The sequence below is a fragment of the Kitasatospora setae KM-6054 genome (assembly GCF_000269985.1).
Classification (GTDB): domain Bacteria; phylum Actinomycetota; class Actinomycetes; order Streptomycetales; family Streptomycetaceae; genus Kitasatospora; species Kitasatospora setae.
On the sequence record NC_016109.1, the window covers coordinates 2,386,522 to 2,405,337 of the forward strand.

Genomic DNA, 18,816 nt, shown 5'->3' on the forward strand with positions numbered 1-18,816 from the left:
TTGAGATTTTCGGCCGTTCCCGCCCGGGCGGCCCGGCGGGCGGGTGGAACGGGGGACCCGACCGGGCGCGTTAATCTGACTGTCAGCCCCCTCGATCCGGAGTCTCAGGTGCCCTCCTCCATCCGCCTTCCCCGCAACCCCGTCGACGCGGAGGACGTGCGCGAGCGCGTGAACCGCACGCTCGGCGAGTTCATGGCCGAGCGGACGGCCCTGCTCTCCGGGATCTCCGACCAGCTCGGACCGGTCTCCGACGCGCTGCGCGACTTCCTGCTGGACGGCGGCAAGCGGCTGCGCCCGGCGTTCTGCTACTGGGGCTGGCGGGCGGCCGGCGGCGGCCCGGACGAGCCCGGCATCGAACGGGCGGCGGCCGCGCTGGAGCTGCTGCAGGCCAGCGCCCTGGTGCACGACGACCTGATGGACCGCAGCGACACCCGCCGCGGCCTGCCCGCCGTCCACCGCCGCTTCGAGAACCTGCACCGGGCGGGCGGCTGGCGCGGCGACCGCGAGCAGTACGGGGCGTCCGCCGCGGTACTGCTCGGCGACCTGCTGCTGATCTGGTGCGACGAGCTGTTCCAGTGCTCCGGGCTGCCGACCGGCGCGGTGTCCTCCGCGAAGCCGGTGTTCGACCTGATGCGCACCGAGGTGATGCTCGGCCAGTACCTGGACGTGCTGGAGCCCGTCGCGGGCGACTCCACCGACGCGGACGCGCTCGACCGGGCCCGGACGGTGCTGCACTACAAGTCCGCGAAGTACACCATCGAGCGGCCGCTGCAGGTCGGCGCGCTGCTCGCGGGCGCCGGACCCGACCTGGTCGACGCCCTCGGCGGCTTCGGCCTGCCGCTCGGCGAGGCGTTCCAGCTCCGCGACGACCTGCTCGGCGTCTTCGGCGACCCGGCGGTCACCGGCAAGCCGGCCGGCGACGACCTCCGTGAGGGCAAGCGCACCCTGCTCGTCGCCCACGCCATGCGCGGCCTCTCCCCCGCCGACGCCGCCCACCTCGACACCCGGCTCGGCGCCCCCGACCTGGACGCCGGGCAGATCGCCGAACTCCGCGACCTGATCACCCTCAGCGGCGCCCCCTCCACCGTCGAGGACCGGATCGAGGCCCTGCTCGCCGAGGCCCTCGCCGCCCTCGCCGCGGCCCCGGTCGCCGACGGACCCACCCGCGAGGTGCTGCGGGCGCTCGCGGACGCCGCGACGGTCCGCAAGTACTGACCGGAAGACTGACCGGAAGAAGGCCGCGTCAGGCCGTCCGCCGCCACCAGCGGCGGGAGGCCAGCGCCGCGAGGGCGGCGCCGCCGGCGTTCAACAGGACGTCGTCGACCGAGGAGACCCGGTCCAGCCGCAGCACGTACTGGGCGGTCTCCACCAGCACCGAACCCGCCGAGCCCAGCGCCAGCACCCGCCACCCCGAGGCCAGCGCGGCGAACCGCAGCGGGGCGAGGAAGCCGAACGCGGCGAACACCAGCAGGTTGCCGCCGATCTGCGCCACCGCGGTGGCCGGCGGCCCGGCCGCGACCACCTCGGCGAGGTCGTGCAGCGGCACCAGGTTCACCCGGCGGCGCGGGCCGCCCGGGTCGACGCCCGGCAGCAGGATCATCCAGACCCACGGCAGCGTCCCGTACACCATCCCGACGTCGGCCAGCGCCGAACGCCGCGCCCACCCCGGCCCCGCACCGGCCACCCGGCGGCGGCGCGCCAGCCACCACACCGCCGCGGCCGCCACCGGCAGCGCGACGGCGGCCAGGAACACGACGCCGTTGACCGTCCCCACCCAGCCGTCCCACCCGGCGCGCCGGCCCAGCGGGCGCTGCGCGACGAAAGCGAGAACGGCCGCGCCGAGCAGCACCGGGACGAACAGCACGAACCGCCGGGTCCGGCGGGCGGGCACGAGGGAATCCATGCCTGCACGGAGTACGCACCGCGCCCCCGCGGTTCCCGGCCGGGGGGCGGAGCCGCTCCCGAGCCGGGCCTGCCCGGCCGAGGGCGCGAAGCACGGAGGCCGACCGCGCGCACCGCCAGGCCCCCGGCCGGGGCACCGACCTCCCCGCACCAGGACCCGCCCGACTGCCCTTCCGCCCTCGCGCGCTTCCCCGCGCCGCGCACGGGGCGCGGAGCGCGGGTGTTCCGGCGTGTCCTCGCGCGGGCCGGGGCGCCGCGGGGCCGGAGGGCCTAGCGGAGGCGGGCCGCGAGGGCGGCGGCCGCGGCGGCGGGGTCCTCGGCGGCGGTGAGGGCGCGGACGACGACGATGCGGGTGGCGCCGGCGTCGAGGACCTGCTGGAGGTTGTCCTGGTCGATGCCGCCGATGGCGAACCAGGGGCGTTCGGGCCGCCGCGCCGCGGCGTACCGGACCAGGTCGAGGCCGGGGGCGGGCCGGCCGGGCTTGGTCGGGGTGGGCCAGACCGGGCCGGTGCAGAAGTAGTCGACGCCGGGTTCGGTGAGCGCGGTGTCGACCTCGCTCTCGGCGTGGCAGGAGCGGCCGATCAGCACGTCGTCGCCGAGGATGCGGCGGGCGACGGCGACCGGGAGGTCGTCCTGGCCGAGGTGCAGCACGTCGGGGCGGGCCCCGTACGCGACGTCGGCGCGGTCGTTGACGGCGAGCAGCTTGCCGTGGCGGCGGGCGGCGTCGGCGAAGACCTCCAGGTGTTCCAGCTCCTGCCGGGCTTCCAGGCCCTTGTCGCGGAGCTGGACGACGTCGACGCCGGCGCCGAGCACCGCGTCCAGGAACTCGGGCAGGTCGCCCTGTTCGCGGCGGGCGTCGGTGCAGAGGTAGAGCCGGGCGTCGGCCAGGCGCTGCCGGGCGGTGGGCGCGGCCGTCACAGGGCCAGGGCCTGGGCGCGGCGCTTGACCTCGGTGCCGCGGTTCTCGCGCAGGGCCTGGATCGGGCTGCCGGGCAGCGAGTCGTCCTCGGTGAACATCCACTCCAGGATCTCCTGGTCGGAGAAGCCGGAGTCGCGCAGCACCGTGAGGGTGCTGACCAGGTGCTTGACCGGGCCGTCGTCCTCGATGAAGTCGGCGGGGACCTGGAGGGACTTGTTGGGTCCCCGGCGGACGGCCAGCAGGCTGCGGTTGCGCACCATGTCGCGGACCTCGGTGATCACCACGCCCCACCGCTCCGAGATGTCGGGCAGGTACAGCCAGGCGGGGACCAGGGCGTCAATCTTGGGATCAATCTCGCTCACGGTCCCCAGCCTAGGCGCTACCGGGCCGCGGCCTTCAACTGGACGGCCGGGTCGGCGGCCCGGGCGGGGTCGACCGGGGTGCCGCGTTCGATCAGCCGGCGGCCCTGGGCGAGGTCGCGCGGCCGGTCGACGGCGAGCAGCGCGGTGAGGGCGCCGTCGCGCAGCCAGAGCACCGTCCAGCCGGGTCCGGACGGGGAGCCGCGCCACAGCAGGTGGTCGGCGCCCGCGTGCCGGCCGGCGTACTGGACCATCCGGCCGAACTGCTCGGACCAGAAGTACGGGACGGGGTCGTACGGGCCGTCGAGGGTGCCGAGCAGCGCGGCCGCGGCGGCGGCGCCGGAGTGCAGGGCGTGGTCCCAGTGCTGGACGGCGAGCCGGGCGCCGGCCCGGGCGGACGGGTAGGAGGCGCAGTCGCCGGCGGCGAGGACGCCGGGCAGCGCGGTGCGCAGCCGGTCGTCGACCGGGACCGTGCCGTCGGGGTCGAGGGCGAGCGGGCCGCCGCGCAGCCAGTCGGTGGCGGGGCGGCCGCCGATGCCGACGACGACCTCGTCGGCGGGCAGGTGGGTGCCGTCGGTGAGCAGCACGCCGCCGTCGGCGGCGCCCGCGACGGCGGTGCCGCAGCGCAGGTCGACGCCGGCGGCGGCGTACCAGTCGGCCATCAGGGCGCCGAGTTCGGCGGGCAGGGCGCCGGCCAGCGGGGCGGCGGCGGCTTCCACCACGGTGACGTGGCAGCCGAGTTCGCGGGCGACGGTGGCGGTCTCGGCGCCGATCCAGCCCGCGCCGACCAGCACGATCCGGCGGCCGGGGGTGAGCGCGGCGCGCAGCGCGTGGGCGTCGTCGACGGTGCGCAGGGTGCGGGCGCCGGGCAGGCCGGGGAGGGTGCGGGCCTCGGCGCCGGTGGCGATCACCAGGGCGTCGTACGGGAGTTCGCCGCGGTCGGTGTGCAGGACGCCGTCGGCGAGGCCGGTGGCGCGGCGGCCGGTGAGCAGGTCGACGCCGAGGTGGTGCCAGTCGATCTCGAAGGCGGTGGCGTCGGCCTTGCCGAGCAGCACGTCCTTGGAGAGCGGGGGCCGGTCGTAGGGGAGGTGGAGTTCGGCGCCGACCAGGGCGAGCGGGCCGTGCCAGCCGCCCTGCCGCAGGTTGAGGGCGGTCTGGGCGCCCGCCATGCCCGCGCCGACCACGACGACCCGGTCCGTTCCGCTCAGTTCAGCCACGGCGTCCACCCTATCGGGGCGCGGTCGGCGTCCACCCCGCGTACGCGCCTTCTGGGCGGGGTCGGGGCGGCGTTATGGTGGGGGTGGTTCAACAACCTACGTACGTCATCACGGGAGCCCGGCGCACCGGGCTGAGAGGCGGGCTGTGGCGGCCCGCGACCGTCCGAACCTGATCCGGGTCATGCCGGCGAAGGGAGCATCAGCGGCTGTGGCAGCTTTCCACGCGCCCGGGGCAGGGCACGCGCCTGACGTGCTGGTGGTCGGCGGGGGCATCATCGGGCTGGGCGTCGCCTGGCGGGCGGCGCAGCGCGGCCTGGCGGTCGCGGTGGCCGACCCGGATCCGGGCGGCGGCGCGGCCCGGGTCGCGGCGGGCATGCTCGCCCCGGTCACCGAACTGCAGTACGGCGAGGAGCCGTTGCTGCGGCTGGGGATGGCCTCGAACGAGCGGTACGCGGCGTTCGCCGCCGAACTGACCGAGCTGACCGGCCTGGACACCGGCTACCGGGCGACCGGCACGCTGGCGGTCGCGCTGGACTCCGACGACCGCGAGGAGCTGCGCGAGCTGCACGCCTTCCACGGCCGGCTGGGCCTGGCGTCCACGTGGCTGACCGGCCGGGAGTGCCGCCGGCTGGAGCCGATGCTGGCGCCGGGCGTCCGGGGCGGCCTGCACGTCGCCGACGACCACCAGGTGGACGGCCGCCGGCTGGCCGCCGCGCTGGTCGCGGCCTGCGCGCTGGCGGGCGTGGTGTTCCACCGGGCGGAGGCCGTCGAGCTGCTGGTCGAGGACGGCCGGGCGGCGGGCGTCCGGCTGTCGACCGGCGAGCGGGTGGCGGCGGGGCGCACGGTGCTGGCCGCCGGTTCGCGCAGCCACCTGCTGCCGGGCCTGCCGGACGGGGTGCTGCCGGCCGTCCGCCCGGTGAAGGGCCAGGTGCTGCGGCTGCGGATGCCGACCGCGCACGGGCCGTTCCTGTCCCGGAACGTGCGGGCGGTGGTGCGCGGGCAGCACCTGTACCTGGTGCCGCGGGCGGACGGCGAGCTGGTGGTCGGCGCGACCACCGAGGAGTTGGGGCACGACACCACGGTCACCGCGGGCGGCGTCTACGAGCTGCTCCGGGACGCGCACGAACTGGTGCCCGGCATCACCGAGTTGCCGCTGGTGGAGACCGGCGCGGGGCTGCGCCCCGGCTCGCCCGACAACGCGCCGCTGCTCGGCCCGACCGCGCTGGCCGACCTGGCCGCCGCGACCGGGCACTACCGCAACGGCGTGCTGCTCACCCCGGTCACCGCCGACCTGCTCGCCGACTACCTGGCCACCGGCGAACTCCCGCCGCTGGCAAGCGACTTCACCCCTGACCGCTTCGCCCCCAAGGTCCCCGCATGAACACCATCGCCCTGACCGTCAACGGCGAGCCGCGCACCCTGCCCGCCGCCACCACGCTGGACGTGGTGGTCGCCGAGGTGTCGGCCGCCAACACCGGCGTCGCAGCCGCCGTCAACGAGGCGGTGGTGCCGCGCAGTTCGTGGCCCGCCACCGCGCTCGGCGAGGGCGACCGGGTCGAGATCCTGACCGCCGTCCAAGGAGGCTGAACCATGGCTGACGACGAACTGGTGATCGCCGGCACGTCCTTCGGCTCCCGGCTGATCATGGGCACCGGCGGCGCCCCCAGCCTGGAGGTGCTGGAGCAGGCGCTGCGGGAGTCCGGCACCGAGCTGACCACGGTCGCGATGCGCCGGGTGAACACCGCCACCCAGGGTTCGGTCCTGGAGGTGCTGTCCCGCAACGGCATCCGGGTGCTGCCGAACACGGCCGGCTGCTACACGGCGGGCGAGGCGGTGCTGACCGCCCGGCTGGCCCGCGAGGCGCTCGGCACCGACTGGGTGAAGCTGGAGGTGATCGCCGACGAGCGGACCCTGCTGCCCGACCCGATCGAACTGCTGGACGCCGCCGAGACGCTGGTCGACGACGGCTTCACCGTGCTGCCGTACACCAACGACGACCCGGTGCTGGCCCGCAAGCTGGAGGACGTCGGCTGCGCGGCGATCATGCCGCTGGGCTCGCCGATCGGCTCCGGCCTGGGCATCCGCAACCCGCACAACTTCCAGCTGATCGTGGAGGCCGCGAACGTCCCGGTGGTGCTGGACGCGGGCGCGGGCACCGCGAGCGACGTCGCGCTGGCGATGGAGCTGGGCTGCTCGGCCGTCATGCTGGCGTCCGCCGTGACCCGCGCCCAGGACCCGGTGCTGATGGCCGGCGCGATGCGCCGGGCGGTCGAGGCCGGCCGCCTCGCCCACCGGGCCGGCCGGATCCCCCGCCGCTACTACGCCGAGGCGTCCTCCCCCACCGCCGGCCTGGCCGACACCCGCGAACGCCCGGCGTTCTGACCCGCCCGCCCCACCCGCCCCCGTGTCCCGGTTCTGGAACGGTTCGGCCCGCGACCGCGCCCGGGCCGGGGGCGGCTGCCACCATGGCAACGCCGTACGGGGAACCAGGGGGGGCTGATGACGGGGGCGGACGGGCACGACGGGCACGGGGCGGACGGGCCCGGGGCGGGGGCGCGCCGGACGAACGTGCCGGGCGCGGTGCTGACCTGCGGGCCGGTGGTGCTGTTCGACGGCTGGCTGCTGACCGTGGGCGTGCCCCTCGTGGCGGTGCCGATGTTCCTGGTGCTGCTCGGGGCGCTGTTCGGCGCGGCCACCGGGCGCCCGAACGCGTCGGCCTCGGTCCGGCTGTACCGGGCGGGGGTGGGCGCCCTGGTCACGAACCTCCTCCTGGTGCTCGTGCTGCTGTTCCTGCTCTGGCGCTCCGAGCCGTAGCGCCCCCCTGCCGACCGACCTGTCGACCGGCCCGCCGACGGGCCCGCTCCGACACCGAACCCCTAGACTCCCTCGGGTGGACATGACCCTCGACGATCCCCTGTACGGCGCGCTGCTGGACGGCCGCTACCGCGTCGAGCAGCGGATCGCGGTCGGCGGCATGTCGACCGTCTACCGGGGCACCGACACCCGGCTGGACCGGGCCGTGGCGCTGAAGGTGATGCACCCGGCGCTGGCGGCGGACGGGGAGTTCACGGCGCGCTTCATCCGGGAGGCGAAGGCGGTGGCCCGGCTCGCCCACCCGAACGTGGTCAACGTGCTGGACCAGGGCGCCGATCCGCGCGGCGTGTTCATGGCCATGGAGTACGTGCCCGGCCGCACCCTGCGCGACCTGCTGCGCGACCGCGGCGCGCTCTCGGTGCGGGCCGCGCTGGACGTGCTGGAGCCGGTGCTGGCGGCGCTCGGCACCGCGCACCGGGCCGGGCTGGTGCACCGGGACGTCAAGCCGGAGAACGTGCTGATCACCGACACCGGCCTGGTGAAGGTCGCCGACTTCGGCCTGGTCCGGGTGCTGGCGGGCACCGACTCGGCGGCCACCTCGGCCACCGGGACCGGCCAACTGCTGGGCACCGTCTCGTACCTGGCCCCGGAGCAGATCCGCCAGGAGGACACCGACCAGCGGGTCGACGTCTACGCGGCGGGCATCCTGCTGTACGAGATGCTGACCGGCACCAGGCCGCACACCGGGGAGCACGCCGCCCAGGTGATGTACCGGCACCTGCACGAGGACGTCCCGGCGCCGTCCCGGACCGCGCCCGCGGTCGGCCCGGAGCTGGACGCGATAGTCGCGGCGGCGACCGCCCGCGACCCGGAGGCCCGGCCGTGGGACGCGGTGGAGCTGCTGGCCGCCGTGCAGCGGGCCCGCCGCTCGCTGCCCCCGGCCCGGCTGGACGCGGAGCCGCCCGCCTCGACCCGGCCCACCCCGGTGCACAACCCGGGCGAGGCCACCGCCGTGATCGAGACCGCGCACCCGATGGACCGCACCAGCGTGCTGGAGGTCCCGCCGGAACTGCTGCCGCCGGTGCGCCCGGCGGTGAACGACGACCCGCCGCGCGGCCTGCCCGGCCGGGCCCGCCGCTCGGGCTACGGCCGCCGCCCGCTGATCTGGTCGGCGGCGCTGGTCGCGCTGCTGCTGGTGGTCGGCGGCATCACGTACGCGCTGTCCAGCGCGGTGTACGCGACGGTGCCGAGCGTGCTCGGGCAGAGCCGGGAGCAGGCCGCCGCGACGCTCGACAAGCAGGGCCTGCACGGCGCGTTCACCGAGCAGTACAGCGAGTCGGTGCAGGCCGGGCAGGTCATCTCGACCGACCCGGGGGTCGGCGCGAAGGTCCGCAAGAGCGACTCGGTGAAGGTGCTGCTCTCGCGCGGCCCGGAGCGGCTCCAGGTGCCGGACGTCACCGGCCGCCCGCTGGCGGACGCCCGGAAGGCGCTCGGCGACGCCCGGCTGACCGCGGGCACCAGCGGCGAGGAGTTCAGCGACACCGTGCCGAAGGGCTCGGTGATCTCCACCGCCCCGGCGGCGGGCAGCAGCCTGGCCCCGAACGCGCCGGTGGCGCTGACCGTCTCCAAGGGGATGCACCTCGTCCCGGACGTCGGCGGCCTGAGCAAGGAGGACGCCTCGGCCGCCCTGACCGCGGCCGGCTTCGTCCCGCAGGTCACCGGCCTGCTGCCGCTCGGCAAGGTCACCGGCCAGTCCCCCGCGGCCGGCACCCCGGCCCGGCAGGGCAGCACGGTGACGATCGCGGTCAGCCTGTTCTAGCCGCTCCGGTGCCGCGCCCGCGGGTTCAGCGCAGCGGCCCGTCGCCGGGCAGCTCCTGGTACGAGTAGCGCTGCTCCCGCCAGGGGTCGGCGAGGTTGTGGTAGCCGCGCTCCTCCCAGAAGCCGCGCCGGTCGGCCCGCATGTACTCGACGGCGCGCACCCACTTGGGGCCCTTCCAGGCGTACAGGTGGGGCACCACCAGCCGGACCGGGAAGCCGTGCTCCAGGGTGAGCGGCCGGCCGTCGTGGTGGGTGGCGAAGACGGTGGCCGGGTCGGCGAAGTCGGCGAGCCGCAGGTTGGCGCTGTAGCCGTACTCGGCCCACACCATCACGTGGGTGACGCCCGGGTCGGGCGGGACGAGGTCGAGGACGGTCGCGGCGGCGACGCCGGCCCACTCGTTGCCGAGCATCGAGAACTTGGTGACGCAGTGGAAGTCGCCGCGGACGGTGGTCTTGGGCAGCGCGTGGAAGGCCGCGAAGTCCCAACTGGCCTTCTCCGCGTCGGCGGTGGCCCCGAACACCTGGAAGTCCCAGCTCTGCGGCTTGAACCGGGGCACCGGCCCGTAGTGCAGGACGGGCCAGCCGCGCTGCGGCCGCTGTCCCGGGGGGAGCCTCGGGTCAGTCGACGGCTGCTGTTCCGGTTCCTGCTGACCCATGCCCCCATGGTGACAGACGGCGGACGCCGAATCGCGCGCGCCCCCGCCGCACGCCCCCGGGGAAATACCGGCCGGCGGAGGGGGGCAACACCCGGCGAATACGCGCGCGCGTTCGATGCAGATACCGCCGAATGGCCCAATCGATCGGACATCGCCGCAGGTCAGAGCGGTGCGAACGGGGCGTGAAAACCACCGGGGGGCGCGTCTGTAAGCGTGAACTTACTGGAAGTGCACCCGTTCAGCTGCCACGATGCGGGGCATCCGGAGACCGACCGGAATGCGCACCAGGAAGGCAGGCCATGCAGGGCGACCCCGAGGTCATCGAGTTCCTCAACGAGCAGCTGACCGCCGAACTCACCGCCATCAACCAGTACTTCCTGCACGCGAAGATGCAGGAGAACTTCGGCTGGACCAAGCTCGCCAAGTACACCCGGCACGAGTCCTTCGACGAGATGAAGCACGCCGAGGTGCTGACCGACCGGATCCTCTTCCTGGACGGCCTGCCGAACTACCAGCGGCTGTTCCACGTCCGGATCGGGCAGACGGTCAAGGAGATGTTCGAGGCCGACCGGCAGGTCGAGGTCGAGGCGATCGACCGGCTCAAGCGCGGCATCGTGGTGATGCGCGCCAAGAACGACATCACCTCGGCGAACATCTTCGAGTCGATCCTGGCGGACGAGGAGCACCACATCGACTACCTGGACACCCAGCTGGAGCTGCTGGACAAGCTCGGCGAGGCGCTCTACATCGCGCAGCTGATCGAGCAGCCGGAGAGCTGAGGACGCCGGAAGGCTCAGGACGCCGGGGGCTCAGGCGGCCTGCGGGGCGGTGACGGCCGCGGTGGCGGCGGCCGGGTCGGCCAGGCCGAGGCGCTCGGCCAGCCGGGCGGTGGGGCAGGGGCGGGCGCCGTGCTCGCCGAGCAGCGCCTGGATCCGGCGCACGCAGGAGCCGCAGTCGGTGCCGGCCTTGCAGCCCTGGGCTATCTGGCGGGGGGTGTTGGCCCCCTCGTCGATCTTCTGCTTGACCTGGGCCTCGGTGACCGCGTGGCACATGCACACGTACATGTGCTGCCCCTTCCACGATTGCTGCGGTTTACTGAGCCTTACCTTACCTGGTGCTCCGGGCACGAAGAAGGCCCCTCCGTCTCGGAACGTCCGAAACCGGAGGGGCCTTCGTCACACCTACCGCGCGGGCCTCACTGGCCCCGGTACATCTCGGCGACCAGGAACGCCAGGTCCAGCGACTGGCTGCGGTTGAGCCGCGGGTCGCAGGCCGTCTCGTAGCGCTGGTGCAGGTCGTCGACCAGCACCTCGTCGCCGCCGCCGACGCACTCGGTGACGTCGTCACCGGTCAGCTCGACGTGGATGCCGCCCGGGTGGGTGCCGAGCGCGCGGTGCACCTCGAAGAAGCCCCGGACCTCGTCCAGCACGTCGTCGAACTTGCGGGTCTTGTGGCCGCTGGACGCCTCGTAGGTGTTGCCGTGCATCGGGTCGGTGATCCACACGACCTGGGCGCCGGAGGCGGTGACCTTCTCCACCAGGGTGGGCAGGTGGTCGCGGATCTTGCCCGCGCCCATCCGGGTGATGAAGGTGAGCCGGCCGGGCTCGCGCTCCGGGTCGAGGCGGTCGATCAGGGTCAGCGCCTCGTCCACCGTGGTGGTGGGGCCGAGCTTGACGCCGATCGGGTTGCGGATCTTGGACGCGAACTCGATGTGCGCGTGGTCCAGCTGCCGGGTGCGCTCGCCGATCCAGACCATGTGGCCGGAGACGTCGTACAGCTCGCCGGTGCGCGAGTCGGTGCGGGTCAGCGCCGTCTCGTAGTCCAGGATCAGCGCCTCGTGCGAGGAGAAGAACTCGACCGTCTTGAACTCCTCCGGGGCCACCCCGCAGGCGTTCATGAAGGCCAGCGCCTGGTCGATCTCCCGGGCCAGCTGCTCGTAGCGCTGCCCCGCCGGGGAGTTGCGCACGAAGTCCTGGTTCCAGGCGTGCACCTGGCGCAGGTCGGCGTAGCCGCCGGTGGTGAAGGCGCGCACCAGGTTGAGCGTCGCCGCGGAGGCGTTGTACATCCGCTTCAGGCGCTCCGGGTCCGGGATCCGGGCCTCGGCGGTGAACTCGAAGCCGTTGACCGAGTCGCCGCGGTAGGTCGGCAGGGTCACGCCGTCGCGGGTCTCGGTGCCCTTCGAGCGCGGCTTGGAGTACTGGCCGGCGATCCGGCCGACCTTCACCACCGGGACGGACGCGGCGTACGTGAGCACGGCGGCCATCTGGAGCAGGGTCTTCAGCTTGTTGCGGATGTGGTCGGCCGACACGGCGTCGAACGCCTCGGCGCAGTCGCCGCCCTGGAGCAGGAACGCCTCGCCACGCGCGACGGCCGCGAGCCGGGCGCGCAGCTGGTCGCACTCGCCGGCGAAGACGAGGGGCGGATAGGAGGCGAGCTCCGCAAGGGTCTTGCGCAGAGCCTCTTGGTCCGGCCATTCAGGCTGCTGCGCCGCGGGCAGGGACTGCCAGGAGTGGTTAGTCACGGTCACAGGGCAAGGCTACGGGGTGCGACAACCGTTTCGGGGGTGCCGCCCGGTGGGTGAGACAGCGCGTGGACATCCCGGCCGTTCCCGCACCGGGCCGCCCGCCGGTGGGCTATGGTCTGCTGCGTGACCGCGACGCACACCTTCTCCTGGTGGTGGGCCAGCCCGTTGGGCGGCCCACGGATCGCGCGTCCCTAGCGACGAACGACGGCCGCCCTCCGGGGCGGCCGTCGGCGTGTGTGCGCAGCGTCACGGCTTCCCGGAGGCGGCGGAACCCCCGCAGAGCCACCTCCCGGAAGGACCACCGCAGTCGTGACCACCACCACCGCCGAACTGATCGCCCGGCTCACCGCCCCCGGCGCCCCCGCCTTCGCCCTGCTGCACCGCCGCGCGCCCCGGCTCGCCCCGGACACCGTCGAGCTGCTGACCGGCACGGTCTCCGACCACGAGCTGCTGGCCGACCTCCCGCTGCCGGAGGGCGTCCCGGACGGCGGCCCGCGGCACGACCTGCTGGCCCTCGTCCCGTACGCGCAGATCCGCGAGCGCGGCTTCGCGGCCCGGCAGGACGGCACCCCGCTGCGGGCGCTGTCCGTCACCGAGCAGCACGCGCTGCCGCTGGCCGAGGTGCTGGCCGCGCTGCCGGACGCGCCGGTGGAGCTGCGCGGCGGCGCGTTCGACATCGACGACGAGGAGTACGCGGAGATCGTCCGCCGGGTGATCCGGGACGAGATCGGGCGCGGCGAGGGCGCCAACTTCGTGATCCGGCGCGACTTCCGGGCCGAGCTGGCCGGGTACTCGACGGCCACCGCGCTGACCCTGTTCCGCCGGCTGCTGGAGCACGAGCGCGGCGCGTACTGGACGTTCCTGGTGCACACCGGCGACCGGGTGCTGGTCGGCGCCTCCCCCGAGGTCCACGTCCGGCAGTCCGGCGGCACGGTGGTGATGAACCCGATCTCCGGCACCTACCGCTACCCGGCGGGCGGCCCCACCGCCGAGTCGCTGCTGGAGTTCCTGCGCGACCCCAAGGAGCTGGAGGAGCTCACCATGGTGGTCGACGAGGAGCTGAAGATGATGTGCGCGGTCGGCGACCTCGGCGGGCAGGTACTCGGCCCCCGGCTGAAGGAGATGTCGCACCTCGCGCACACCGAGTACGAGCTGCGCGGCCGCACCTCGCTGGACGTCCGCGAGGTGCTGCGGGAGACCATGTTCGCCGCCACCGTCACCGGCAGCCCGGTGCAGAACGCCACCCGGGTGATCGACCGGTACGAGCGCGGCGGGCGCGGCTACTACTCCGGCGCGCTGGCGCTGATCGGCCGCTCGGCCAGCGGCGGCCGGCAGCTGGACTCGCCGATCTGCATCCGCGCCGCCGACCTCGACCCCGCCGACGGCTCGCTGGTCGTCCGGGTCGGCGCCACCCTGGTCCGGCACTCCGACCCGCACTCCGAGGTCGCCGAGACGCACGCCAAGGCCGCCGGGGTGCTGGCCGCGATCGGCGCCCGCCCGGCCCGCTCCGCCGAGCAGAACGCCGCCCGGCCCCTGCTCGGCGAGGACCACCGGGTGCAGGCCGCGCTCGACGCCCGCCGGGCCGGACTCGCCCCGTTCTGGCTGCGGATGCAGCGGCCCGCCGAACCGCTGCCCGGCGCCGACACCCTGGTCGTCGACGGCGAGGACACCTTCACCGCGATGCTCGCCCACCTGCTGCGCTCGCTCGGCCACACCGTCACGGTGCTCCGCTACGACGCCCCCGGCCTGCGCGAGCGGGCCGCCGCCCACCGCGGACCGCTGCTGCTCGGCCCCGGCCCCGGCGACCCGGCCGACCCGGACGACCCGAAGATGGCGCTGCTGCGGCCGGTCGCCGCCGACGCGCTGGCCGCGGTCCGCGCCGGGGAGCGCACCGCGCCGCTGCTCGCCGTCTGCCTCGGCCACCAGCTGCTCTCCGCCCAGCTGGGGCTCCCGCTGGCCCGCAAGGCGGTGCCCTACCAGGGCGCCCAGGAGCGGATCGACCTGTTCGGCACCCCCAGGACCGTCGGCTTCTACAACACCTTCACCGCCCGCTGCGACGACGCCGGGGCCGCCCGGCTCGCCGCCCAGGGCGTCGAACTCTCCCGGGACGCCCGCACCGGCGACGTGCACGCGCTGCGCGGACCCGGCTTCGCCGGGCTGCAGTTCCACCCCGAGTCGGTGCTCACCCGGGACGGCGTGGCCGTCGTCGCCGAACTGCTGCGCAGCGCGACGGCCGTCCGGAGCTGAGCACCGGGTGCCGGGCCGGTGGGCGGGCCGGGCGCCGTTTCGGCGAAGTCCGGACCCCCTCCCGACCTGACTGGTAGGCATGGGCTGCACGGCGGACACCAGTCGGGGGACCCATGACGAACGCGCCCGCGCCCGGCGCCCCGCCCGCCCACCGGACGGGCGGGGCCCGGCGGACCGGCCGCCCGACGGCGTGAACGCCCCGGGCGCGCACGCCGCCGCCGTCCGGCTCACCGACGGCGCCGGGGGCGGGCCGGGCCGGCGCTGGGTGGCGTTGCCGGCCCGGATGCAGAACCTGGCCGGGGCGACCGGCGGGCAGCGGGCCGACCTGGTCGTGATCGCGGGTGTGCTGCGCTTCCCCCCGGTCGCGCCGGGCCGGCTGAGTCCGCTGCGGTTGGCCGATCCGGTGGGCCACTCCGGGCTGTTCGGCGGCCCCGGGCCGCTGTTGGCCGAACTCGACCGGTTCGAGCCGGGGTTGGGGCGGATCGCCCGGCAGGCGGTGCCGGTCTCCCGGGCCGGTCCGGGAGTGCCTGGTGCGGCTGGTGAACGACCGGCTCGGCCCGGGCCAGGAACTCCGGGTGGCGTCCCAGCCGCTGGCGCACCTGCACCTGCGCGACATCGCCGGCGCCTGCCCGGAGCACCGCGACCCCCGCCGGGCGCCGGACGAGCTCGGCGCCCTGCTGGGCCTGGTGCCGGAGGGGTGAGCGCGGCCGGCTACTCGCCGCGGCCCAGTTCCTCGTCCAGGCCCTGCTCGATCGCGTACCGGACGAGTTCGACCCGGTTGTGCAGTTGGAGCTTGCCCAGGGTGTTCTGGACGTGGTTCTGCACGGTGCGGTGCGAGAGCACCAGGCGGTCGGCGATCTGGCGGTAGGACAGGCCCTTGGCGACCAGCCGCAGCACCTCGGTCTCGCGCGGGGTGAGCTGCGGGGCGGCGGGCTCGGCGGAGGTGCCGGGCTCGGTGGCGAGGCGGCGGAACTCGCCGAGGACCAGGCCGGCCAGGCCGGGGGTGAAGACCGGGTCGCCGACGGCGGTGCGGCGCACCGCGTCGAGGAGTTCCTCGCGGCCGGCCGACTTCACCAGGTAGCCGGTGGCGCCGGACTTCACCGCCTCCAGCACGTCGGCGTGCTCGCCGCTGGCGGACAGCACCAGCACCCGGACCGCCGGGTCGGCGGCCACCACCTGGCGGCACACCTCGGCGCCGGAGAGCGAGGGCAGGTTGAGGTCGAGCACCACCACCTGCGGGGTGCTGGCCCGGGCCCGGCGCACCGCCTCCTCGCCGTCCCCGGCGGTGGCGACCACCGCGAACCCGGCCTCGGCCAGGTCGCGGGCCACCCCGTCGCGCCACATGGGGTGGTCGTCCACCACCATCACGCGCACCGGCTGATCAGTCGTCACGTCCCCTCCTGGGCCACCGCAGTTCCACCTCGACGCCCTCGCCGGGCACCGAGTACAGCTCGGCGCTGCCGCCGAGGTCGAGCATCCGGCCGCGGATCGACTGCGCGACCCCGAGCCGGCCGTCCCGCTGGGCCTCGGCGAGCCGTCCGGGCGGGAAGCCGGGGCCGTCGTCGCGGACCGAGACGGTGACCGCGTCGGGCTCGTCCTCGATCAGGATCCAGGCCCGGGCGCCGTCGCCCGCGTGCCGCCGGACGTTGTCGAGCGCGGCGGCGACCGCGGCGGCCAGTTCGGACGCGGCGGCGGCGGGCAGCGGGACGGGCGTGGCGGGCGCGGAGACGGTGATCCGCTCGTCGGCGTGCCGGGAGAGCAGCGGACGCAGGTCCAGCTCGCCGTCCGGCCCGGCCGGTTCGGCGGGCCGGCCGCCGGCCATCAGGGCCCGCAGCGCGCGCTCCTGCTCGCCGGCCAGCCGGCCGAGCTCGGCGGCGTCCCCCTGCTGCCGGTGGACCAGGGCGAGCACCTGCAGCACCCCGTCGTGGATGTCCCGGGAGAGGCGTTCGCGCTCCCGGGTGGCGGCCTCCACCTGGAGCGCCCGGGTGAGCACCGCCTCGCTGGCCCGGGCCAGTTCGATCACGTAGCCGATGGCGCAGCCGGCGAGCAGCAGCAGCACGATGTTGTGCAGGTTGTCGGGGCTGATCCCGCCGTGGCCGAGGATGTTGGCGGCGCCGATCACCGCGCCGGCGAACGCGGCGGCCCGCCAGCCGCCCTTGCCGGCGAAGCCCAGCACGGTGCCGGCCGCCCAGATGGTGGGCAGGGTCGGCGCGCCCGCGTGTATCCGGGCCGGGGTGTCGATCACGCCGCTCATCACGATGCCGGTGACCGCGAACGCCAGGTCACTGCCGAGCACCGGCCAGGTGCAGCGCTCGGGCCCGGCGAACGCCCGGGTGGAGGCCAGCGTCCAGAGGCTGAGCGCGCCCAGGAAGATCCAGCCGGACACCGGGTGCAGGAAGTGGTGGAACGAGGTGAGGAAGCGCAGCACCGCGTACGCCAGCGCGAGCACCCGGAAGTACCCGATGGCGCGCCACAGCGGCAGCTCGACCGACATCCCGCCGGCCGCCACGGCCGCCGCCACCCCGGCCGGCGCCGCGGGCGCCGGCGGGCGGCGCTCCGCGACCGCGGGTCTGTTCTCCTCCACCAGCCCGATCCCCCCTGTGCCGGCCGGGTGCCGGGTCAGGCCCCGGCGTCCTTCTCCTCGGTGGCCTGCTCCGCGTCGGCCTTCTGCTGGGCCTTGCGGTCGGCGTCGGCGGCCTTCTTCTCCTCGGCGAGCTGCCGCTTGGCGGCGGTCGCGTAGATGTCCACGTACTCCTGGCCGGACAGCCGCATGATCTCGTACATCACCTCGTCGGTGACCGAGCGCAGGATGAACCGGTCGTTCTCCATGCCCTGGTAGCGGGAGAAGTCGAGCGGGCGGCCGATCCGGATGCCGGGCCGGACGCCGAAGTTGGGGATCACCTGGCCGGGCGGCTGCACCTTCTCGGTGTCGATCATGGCGACCGGGATGACCGGGGCGCCGGTGGCCAGCGCGACCCGGGCCAGGCCGCCGACCTTGCCGCGGTACAGCTTGCCGTCGGGCGAGCGGGTGCCCTCCGGGTAGACGCCGAAGACCTCGCCGCGCTCGACCACCGCGATGCCGCTGCGGATCGCCGCCTCGCCGGCGCCGCGGGCGCCCGAGCGGTCCACCGGCAGCTGGCCCACGCCCTTGAAGAACGCGGCGGTCAGCCGGCCCTTGATGCCGGGGGTGGTGAAGTACTCGGCCTTCGCGATGAAGGTGACCCGGCGCTTGAGCAGCGCCGGCAGGAAGAACGAGTCGGAGAACGAAAGGTGGTTGCTGGCGAGGATGGCCGGACCCTCGTCCGGAATGTTCTCCTCGCCCTCCATCCACGGCCGGAAGAAGATCCGCAGCAGCGGCGCGACGATCATCTTCATCAGTCGGTAGAACAACCGGGGCCTCCTGTGGTGCGGACCGGACGATCCTAATGCCCCGGCCTCCCGCCCGGTGCACCGGCGAACCCCGTACCGGCGAACCGTCCGCCCGCGCACGGGCCCCTGTACGGGGCATCGCGCCCGTGGGACCATCGGAATCACCCTCACCCCGCCCGCACCTCCCAGGAGTCCACGCATGCCGCTGCTGCCGGGTGCCGAGCCGTTCCGCCGCTCGGGCGGTCCGGTCGGCGTGCTGCTGGTCCACGGTTTCACCGGTTCGCCGCAGTCCATGCGCCCCTGGGCCGAACACCTCGCCGACGCCGGCCTGACGGTCTCCGCCCCGCTGCTGCCGGGCCACGGCACCCGCTGGCAGGACCTCCAGCCGACCCGCTGGGAGGACTGGTACGCGACCGCGGAGGCCGCGTTCGAGGAGCTGGCCGCCGAGTGCGCGCAGGTCTTCGTCTGCGCGCTGTCGATGGGCGGGTCGCTGGCCCTGCGGCTGGCCGCGAAGCACGGCGGACGGGTCTCCGGACTGGTGCTCGTCAACCCCTCGGTGCGTTCCGACAACCCCGCGACGGTGCTTCTTCCGGCGCTGCGCCACCTGCTGCCCTCGCTGCCCGGCGTGGCCGGCGACATCGCCCTGCCGGGCGCGGCCGAGGTCGGCTACGACCGGGTGCCGCTGCACGCCGCCTGGTCGCTGGCCCGGCTGTGGAAGGAGGCCCGGGCGGGAATGCCGTCGGTGACCCAGCCGGTTCTGCTGATGCACAGTCCGCAGGACCACGTCGTCTCGCCGCGCAACTCGGCCATGGTGCTCGCCCGGATATCCTCGACCGATGTGACGGAGCTGCTGCTCGACCGCAGCTTCCACGTGGCCACGCTGGACCACGACGCCGGTCTGATCTTCGGGGCGAGCCTCGACTTCGTCCGGCGACTGGCCCCGGCAGCGGCGGTCGATGCCGGGACCCACCACTCGGGCTGAAAGGCCGAAC

Annotated in this window: 20 protein-coding genes and 1 riboswitch; of the genes, 10 read left to right on the forward strand and 10 right to left on the reverse strand. The window is 75.0% G+C overall.

Translation table 11 applies throughout. From position 1 onward, the window contains the following. Positions 1–108: 108 nt before the first annotated feature. The gene (locus tag KSE_RS10545; RefSeq protein ID WP_014135284.1) at positions 109–1,215 is read left to right on the forward strand and encodes a polyprenyl synthetase family protein; all 1,107 of its coding nucleotides are present in this window, start codon (positions 109–111) and stop codon (positions 1,213–1,215) included. Between the two features lie 28 nt (positions 1,216–1,243). Here the strand turns inward: KSE_RS10545 and KSE_RS10550 are convergent, their stop codons facing one another. The 4 genes from KSE_RS10550 to KSE_RS10565 all read right to left on the reverse strand — a co-directional run bounded on the left by KSE_RS10550 (position 1,244) and on the right by KSE_RS10565 (position 4,405). After that, complete coding sequence (locus tag KSE_RS10550) at positions 1,244–1,903, reverse strand: VanZ family protein (RefSeq protein WP_033258108.1); 660 nt, start codon at positions 1,901–1,903, stop codon at positions 1,244–1,246. 269 nt (positions 1,904–2,172) lie between these two features. Then, positions 2,173–2,820, reverse strand: a complete 648-nt coding sequence (thiE, locus tag KSE_RS10555) for a thiamine phosphate synthase (RefSeq protein ID WP_014135286.1) — start codon at positions 2,818–2,820, stop codon at positions 2,173–2,175. Next, positions 2,817–3,182 carry an Rv2175c family DNA-binding protein gene (locus tag KSE_RS10560; RefSeq protein ID WP_014135287.1) on the reverse strand — a complete coding sequence of 122 codons (366 nt, stop codon included), beginning with the start codon at positions 3,180–3,182 and terminating at the stop codon, positions 2,817–2,819. The genes thiE and KSE_RS10560 overlap by 4 nt, the downstream gene beginning before the upstream one ends. A 17-nt stretch (positions 3,183–3,199) precedes the next feature. Beyond that, positions 3,200–4,405: an NAD(P)/FAD-dependent oxidoreductase gene (locus tag KSE_RS10565; RefSeq protein WP_014135288.1), complete on the reverse strand. Its 1,206-nt coding sequence runs from the start codon at positions 4,403–4,405 to the stop codon at positions 3,200–3,202. A gap of 91 nt (positions 4,406–4,496) precedes the next feature. Further along, positions 4,497–4,610, forward strand: a riboswitch (TPP riboswitch). Here KSE_RS10565 and thiO point away from each other — a divergent pair. The 5 genes from thiO to pknB all read left to right on the forward strand — a co-directional run bounded on the left by thiO (position 4,578) and on the right by pknB (position 9,029). After that, positions 4,578–5,777, forward strand: a complete 1,200-nt coding sequence (gene thiO, locus KSE_RS10570) for a glycine oxidase ThiO (RefSeq protein WP_148283084.1) — start codon at positions 4,578–4,580, stop codon at positions 5,775–5,777. Its footprint overlaps the riboswitch before it by 33 nt. Further along, on the forward strand, positions 5,774–5,983 hold the full coding sequence (thiS, locus tag KSE_RS10575) for a sulfur carrier protein ThiS (protein ID WP_014135290.1): 210 nt from the start codon (positions 5,774–5,776) through the stop codon (positions 5,981–5,983). Before thiO ends, thiS begins: the two co-directional genes overlap by 4 nt. A 3-nt stretch (positions 5,984–5,986) precedes the next feature. Beyond that, on the forward strand, positions 5,987–6,778 hold the full coding sequence (locus KSE_RS10580; RefSeq protein WP_014135291.1) for a thiazole synthase: 792 nt from the start codon (positions 5,987–5,989) through the stop codon (positions 6,776–6,778). A 117-nt stretch (positions 6,779–6,895) separates the two neighbouring features. Beyond that, on the forward strand, positions 6,896–7,210 hold the full coding sequence (locus KSE_RS10585) for a hypothetical protein (protein WP_014135292.1): 315 nt from the start codon (positions 6,896–6,898) through the stop codon (positions 7,208–7,210). 82 nt (positions 7,211–7,292) lie between these two features. Beyond that, complete coding sequence (pknB, locus tag KSE_RS10590) at positions 7,293–9,029, forward strand: Stk1 family PASTA domain-containing Ser/Thr kinase (protein WP_051055172.1); 1,737 nt, start codon at positions 7,293–7,295, stop codon at positions 9,027–9,029. Between the two features lie 25 nt (positions 9,030–9,054). Here the strand turns inward: pknB and KSE_RS10595 are convergent, their stop codons facing one another. Further along, entirely contained in the window at positions 9,055–9,684 is a 630-nt protein-coding gene (locus tag KSE_RS10595) for a sulfite oxidase-like oxidoreductase (RefSeq protein WP_014135294.1), read from the reverse strand. Positions 9,685–9,983: 299 nt separating this feature from the next. On the opposite strand from KSE_RS10595, the gene bfr reads away from it, so the two are divergent. Beyond that, entirely contained in the window at positions 9,984–10,463 is a 480-nt protein-coding gene (bfr, locus tag KSE_RS10600) for a bacterioferritin (protein ID WP_014135295.1), read from the forward strand. A gap of 30 nt (positions 10,464–10,493) precedes the next feature. Here bfr and KSE_RS10605 read toward each other — a convergent pair whose 3' ends face one another. Together KSE_RS10605 and KSE_RS10610 are read right to left on the reverse strand one after the other, a co-directional pair. Next, positions 10,494–10,748 (reverse strand): (2Fe-2S)-binding protein, encoded by a 255-nt coding sequence (locus KSE_RS10605; protein WP_014135296.1) that lies wholly within the window; start codon positions 10,746–10,748, stop codon positions 10,494–10,496. Positions 10,749–10,879: 131 nt separating this feature from the next. After that, on the reverse strand, positions 10,880–12,211 hold the full coding sequence (locus tag KSE_RS10610) for a class II 3-deoxy-7-phosphoheptulonate synthase (RefSeq protein WP_014135297.1): 1,332 nt from the start codon (positions 12,209–12,211) through the stop codon (positions 10,880–10,882). 306 nt (positions 12,212–12,517) lie between these two features. On the opposite strand from KSE_RS10610, the gene KSE_RS10615 reads away from it, so the two are divergent. Together KSE_RS10615 and KSE_RS42775 are read left to right on the forward strand one after the other, a co-directional pair. After that, positions 12,518–14,455, forward strand: coding sequence for a phenazine-specific anthranilate synthase component I (locus KSE_RS10615; protein ID WP_014135298.1), 1,938 nt, complete (start codon positions 12,518–12,520; stop codon positions 14,453–14,455). Positions 14,456–14,985: 530 nt separating this feature from the next. After that, positions 14,986–15,156 carry a hypothetical protein gene (locus tag KSE_RS42775; RefSeq protein WP_014135299.1) on the forward strand — a complete coding sequence of 57 codons (171 nt, stop codon included), beginning with the start codon at positions 14,986–14,988 and terminating at the stop codon, positions 15,154–15,156. Positions 15,157–15,166: 10 nt separating this feature from the next. Here the strand turns inward: KSE_RS42775 and KSE_RS10620 are convergent, their stop codons facing one another. The 3 genes from KSE_RS10620 to KSE_RS10630 all read right to left on the reverse strand — a co-directional run bounded on the left by KSE_RS10620 (position 15,167) and on the right by KSE_RS10630 (position 17,830). Next, a complete protein-coding gene (locus KSE_RS10620) occupies positions 15,167–15,820 on the reverse strand; it encodes a response regulator (RefSeq protein ID WP_033258109.1) in 654 nt (217 codons plus the stop codon). A gap of 16 nt (positions 15,821–15,836) precedes the next feature. Next, positions 15,837–16,949, reverse strand: coding sequence for a MacS family sensor histidine kinase (macS, locus tag KSE_RS10625; protein ID WP_051055770.1), 1,113 nt, complete (start codon positions 16,947–16,949; stop codon positions 15,837–15,839). 125 nt (positions 16,950–17,074) lie between these two features. Next, positions 17,075–17,830 carry a lysophospholipid acyltransferase family protein gene (locus KSE_RS10630; protein WP_193365953.1) on the reverse strand — a complete coding sequence of 252 codons (756 nt, stop codon included), beginning with the start codon at positions 17,828–17,830 and terminating at the stop codon, positions 17,075–17,077. Positions 17,831–18,023: 193 nt separating this feature from the next. On the opposite strand from KSE_RS10630, the gene KSE_RS10635 reads away from it, so the two are divergent. Then, positions 18,024–18,806: an alpha/beta hydrolase gene (locus KSE_RS10635; protein WP_014135303.1), complete on the forward strand. Its 783-nt coding sequence runs from the start codon at positions 18,024–18,026 to the stop codon at positions 18,804–18,806. Positions 18,807–18,816 lie beyond the last annotated feature (10 nt).

What these genes read in the sequence shown, in the direction of transcription:
- KSE_RS10630 (WP_193365953.1), bottom strand. Translation starts at nt 17,830, where the DNA reads ATGAAGATGATCGTCGCGCCGCTGCTGCGGATCTTCTTCCGGCCGTGG.
- KSE_RS10620 (WP_033258109.1), bottom strand. Translation starts at nt 15,820, where the DNA reads ATGGTGGTGGACGACCACCCCATGTGGCGCGACGGGGTGGCCCGCGAC.
- KSE_RS10585 (WP_014135292.1), top strand. Translation starts at nt 6,896, where the DNA reads ATGACGGGGGCGGACGGGCACGACGGGCACGGGGCGGACGGGCCCGGG.
- KSE_RS10580 (WP_014135291.1), top strand. Translation starts at nt 5,987, where the DNA reads ATGGCTGACGACGAACTGGTGATCGCCGGCACGTCCTTCGGCTCCCGG.
- bfr (WP_014135295.1), top strand. Translation starts at nt 9,984, where the DNA reads ATGCAGGGCGACCCCGAGGTCATCGAGTTCCTCAACGAGCAGCTGACC.
- macS (WP_051055770.1), bottom strand. Translation starts at nt 16,949, where the DNA reads ATGTCGGTCGAGCTGCCGCTGTGGCGCGCCATCGGGTACTTCCGGGTG.
- KSE_RS10635 (WP_014135303.1), top strand. Translation starts at nt 18,024, where the DNA reads ATGCCGCTGCTGCCGGGTGCCGAGCCGTTCCGCCGCTCGGGCGGTCCG.
- KSE_RS10550 (WP_033258108.1), bottom strand. Translation starts at nt 1,903, where the DNA reads ATGGATTCCCTCGTGCCCGCCCGCCGGACCCGGCGGTTCGTGCTGTTC.
- KSE_RS10605 (WP_014135296.1), bottom strand. Translation starts at nt 10,748, where the DNA reads ATGTACGTGTGCATGTGCCACGCGGTCACCGAGGCCCAGGTCAAGCAG.
- thiO (WP_148283084.1), top strand. Translation starts at nt 4,578, where the DNA reads ATGCCGGCGAAGGGAGCATCAGCGGCTGTGGCAGCTTTCCACGCGCCC.
- pknB (WP_051055172.1), top strand. Translation starts at nt 7,293, where the DNA reads ATGACCCTCGACGATCCCCTGTACGGCGCGCTGCTGGACGGCCGCTAC.
- KSE_RS10595 (WP_014135294.1), bottom strand. Translation starts at nt 9,684, where the DNA reads ATGGGTCAGCAGGAACCGGAACAGCAGCCGTCGACTGACCCGAGGCTC.
- thiS (WP_014135290.1), top strand. Translation starts at nt 5,774, where the DNA reads ATGAACACCATCGCCCTGACCGTCAACGGCGAGCCGCGCACCCTGCCC.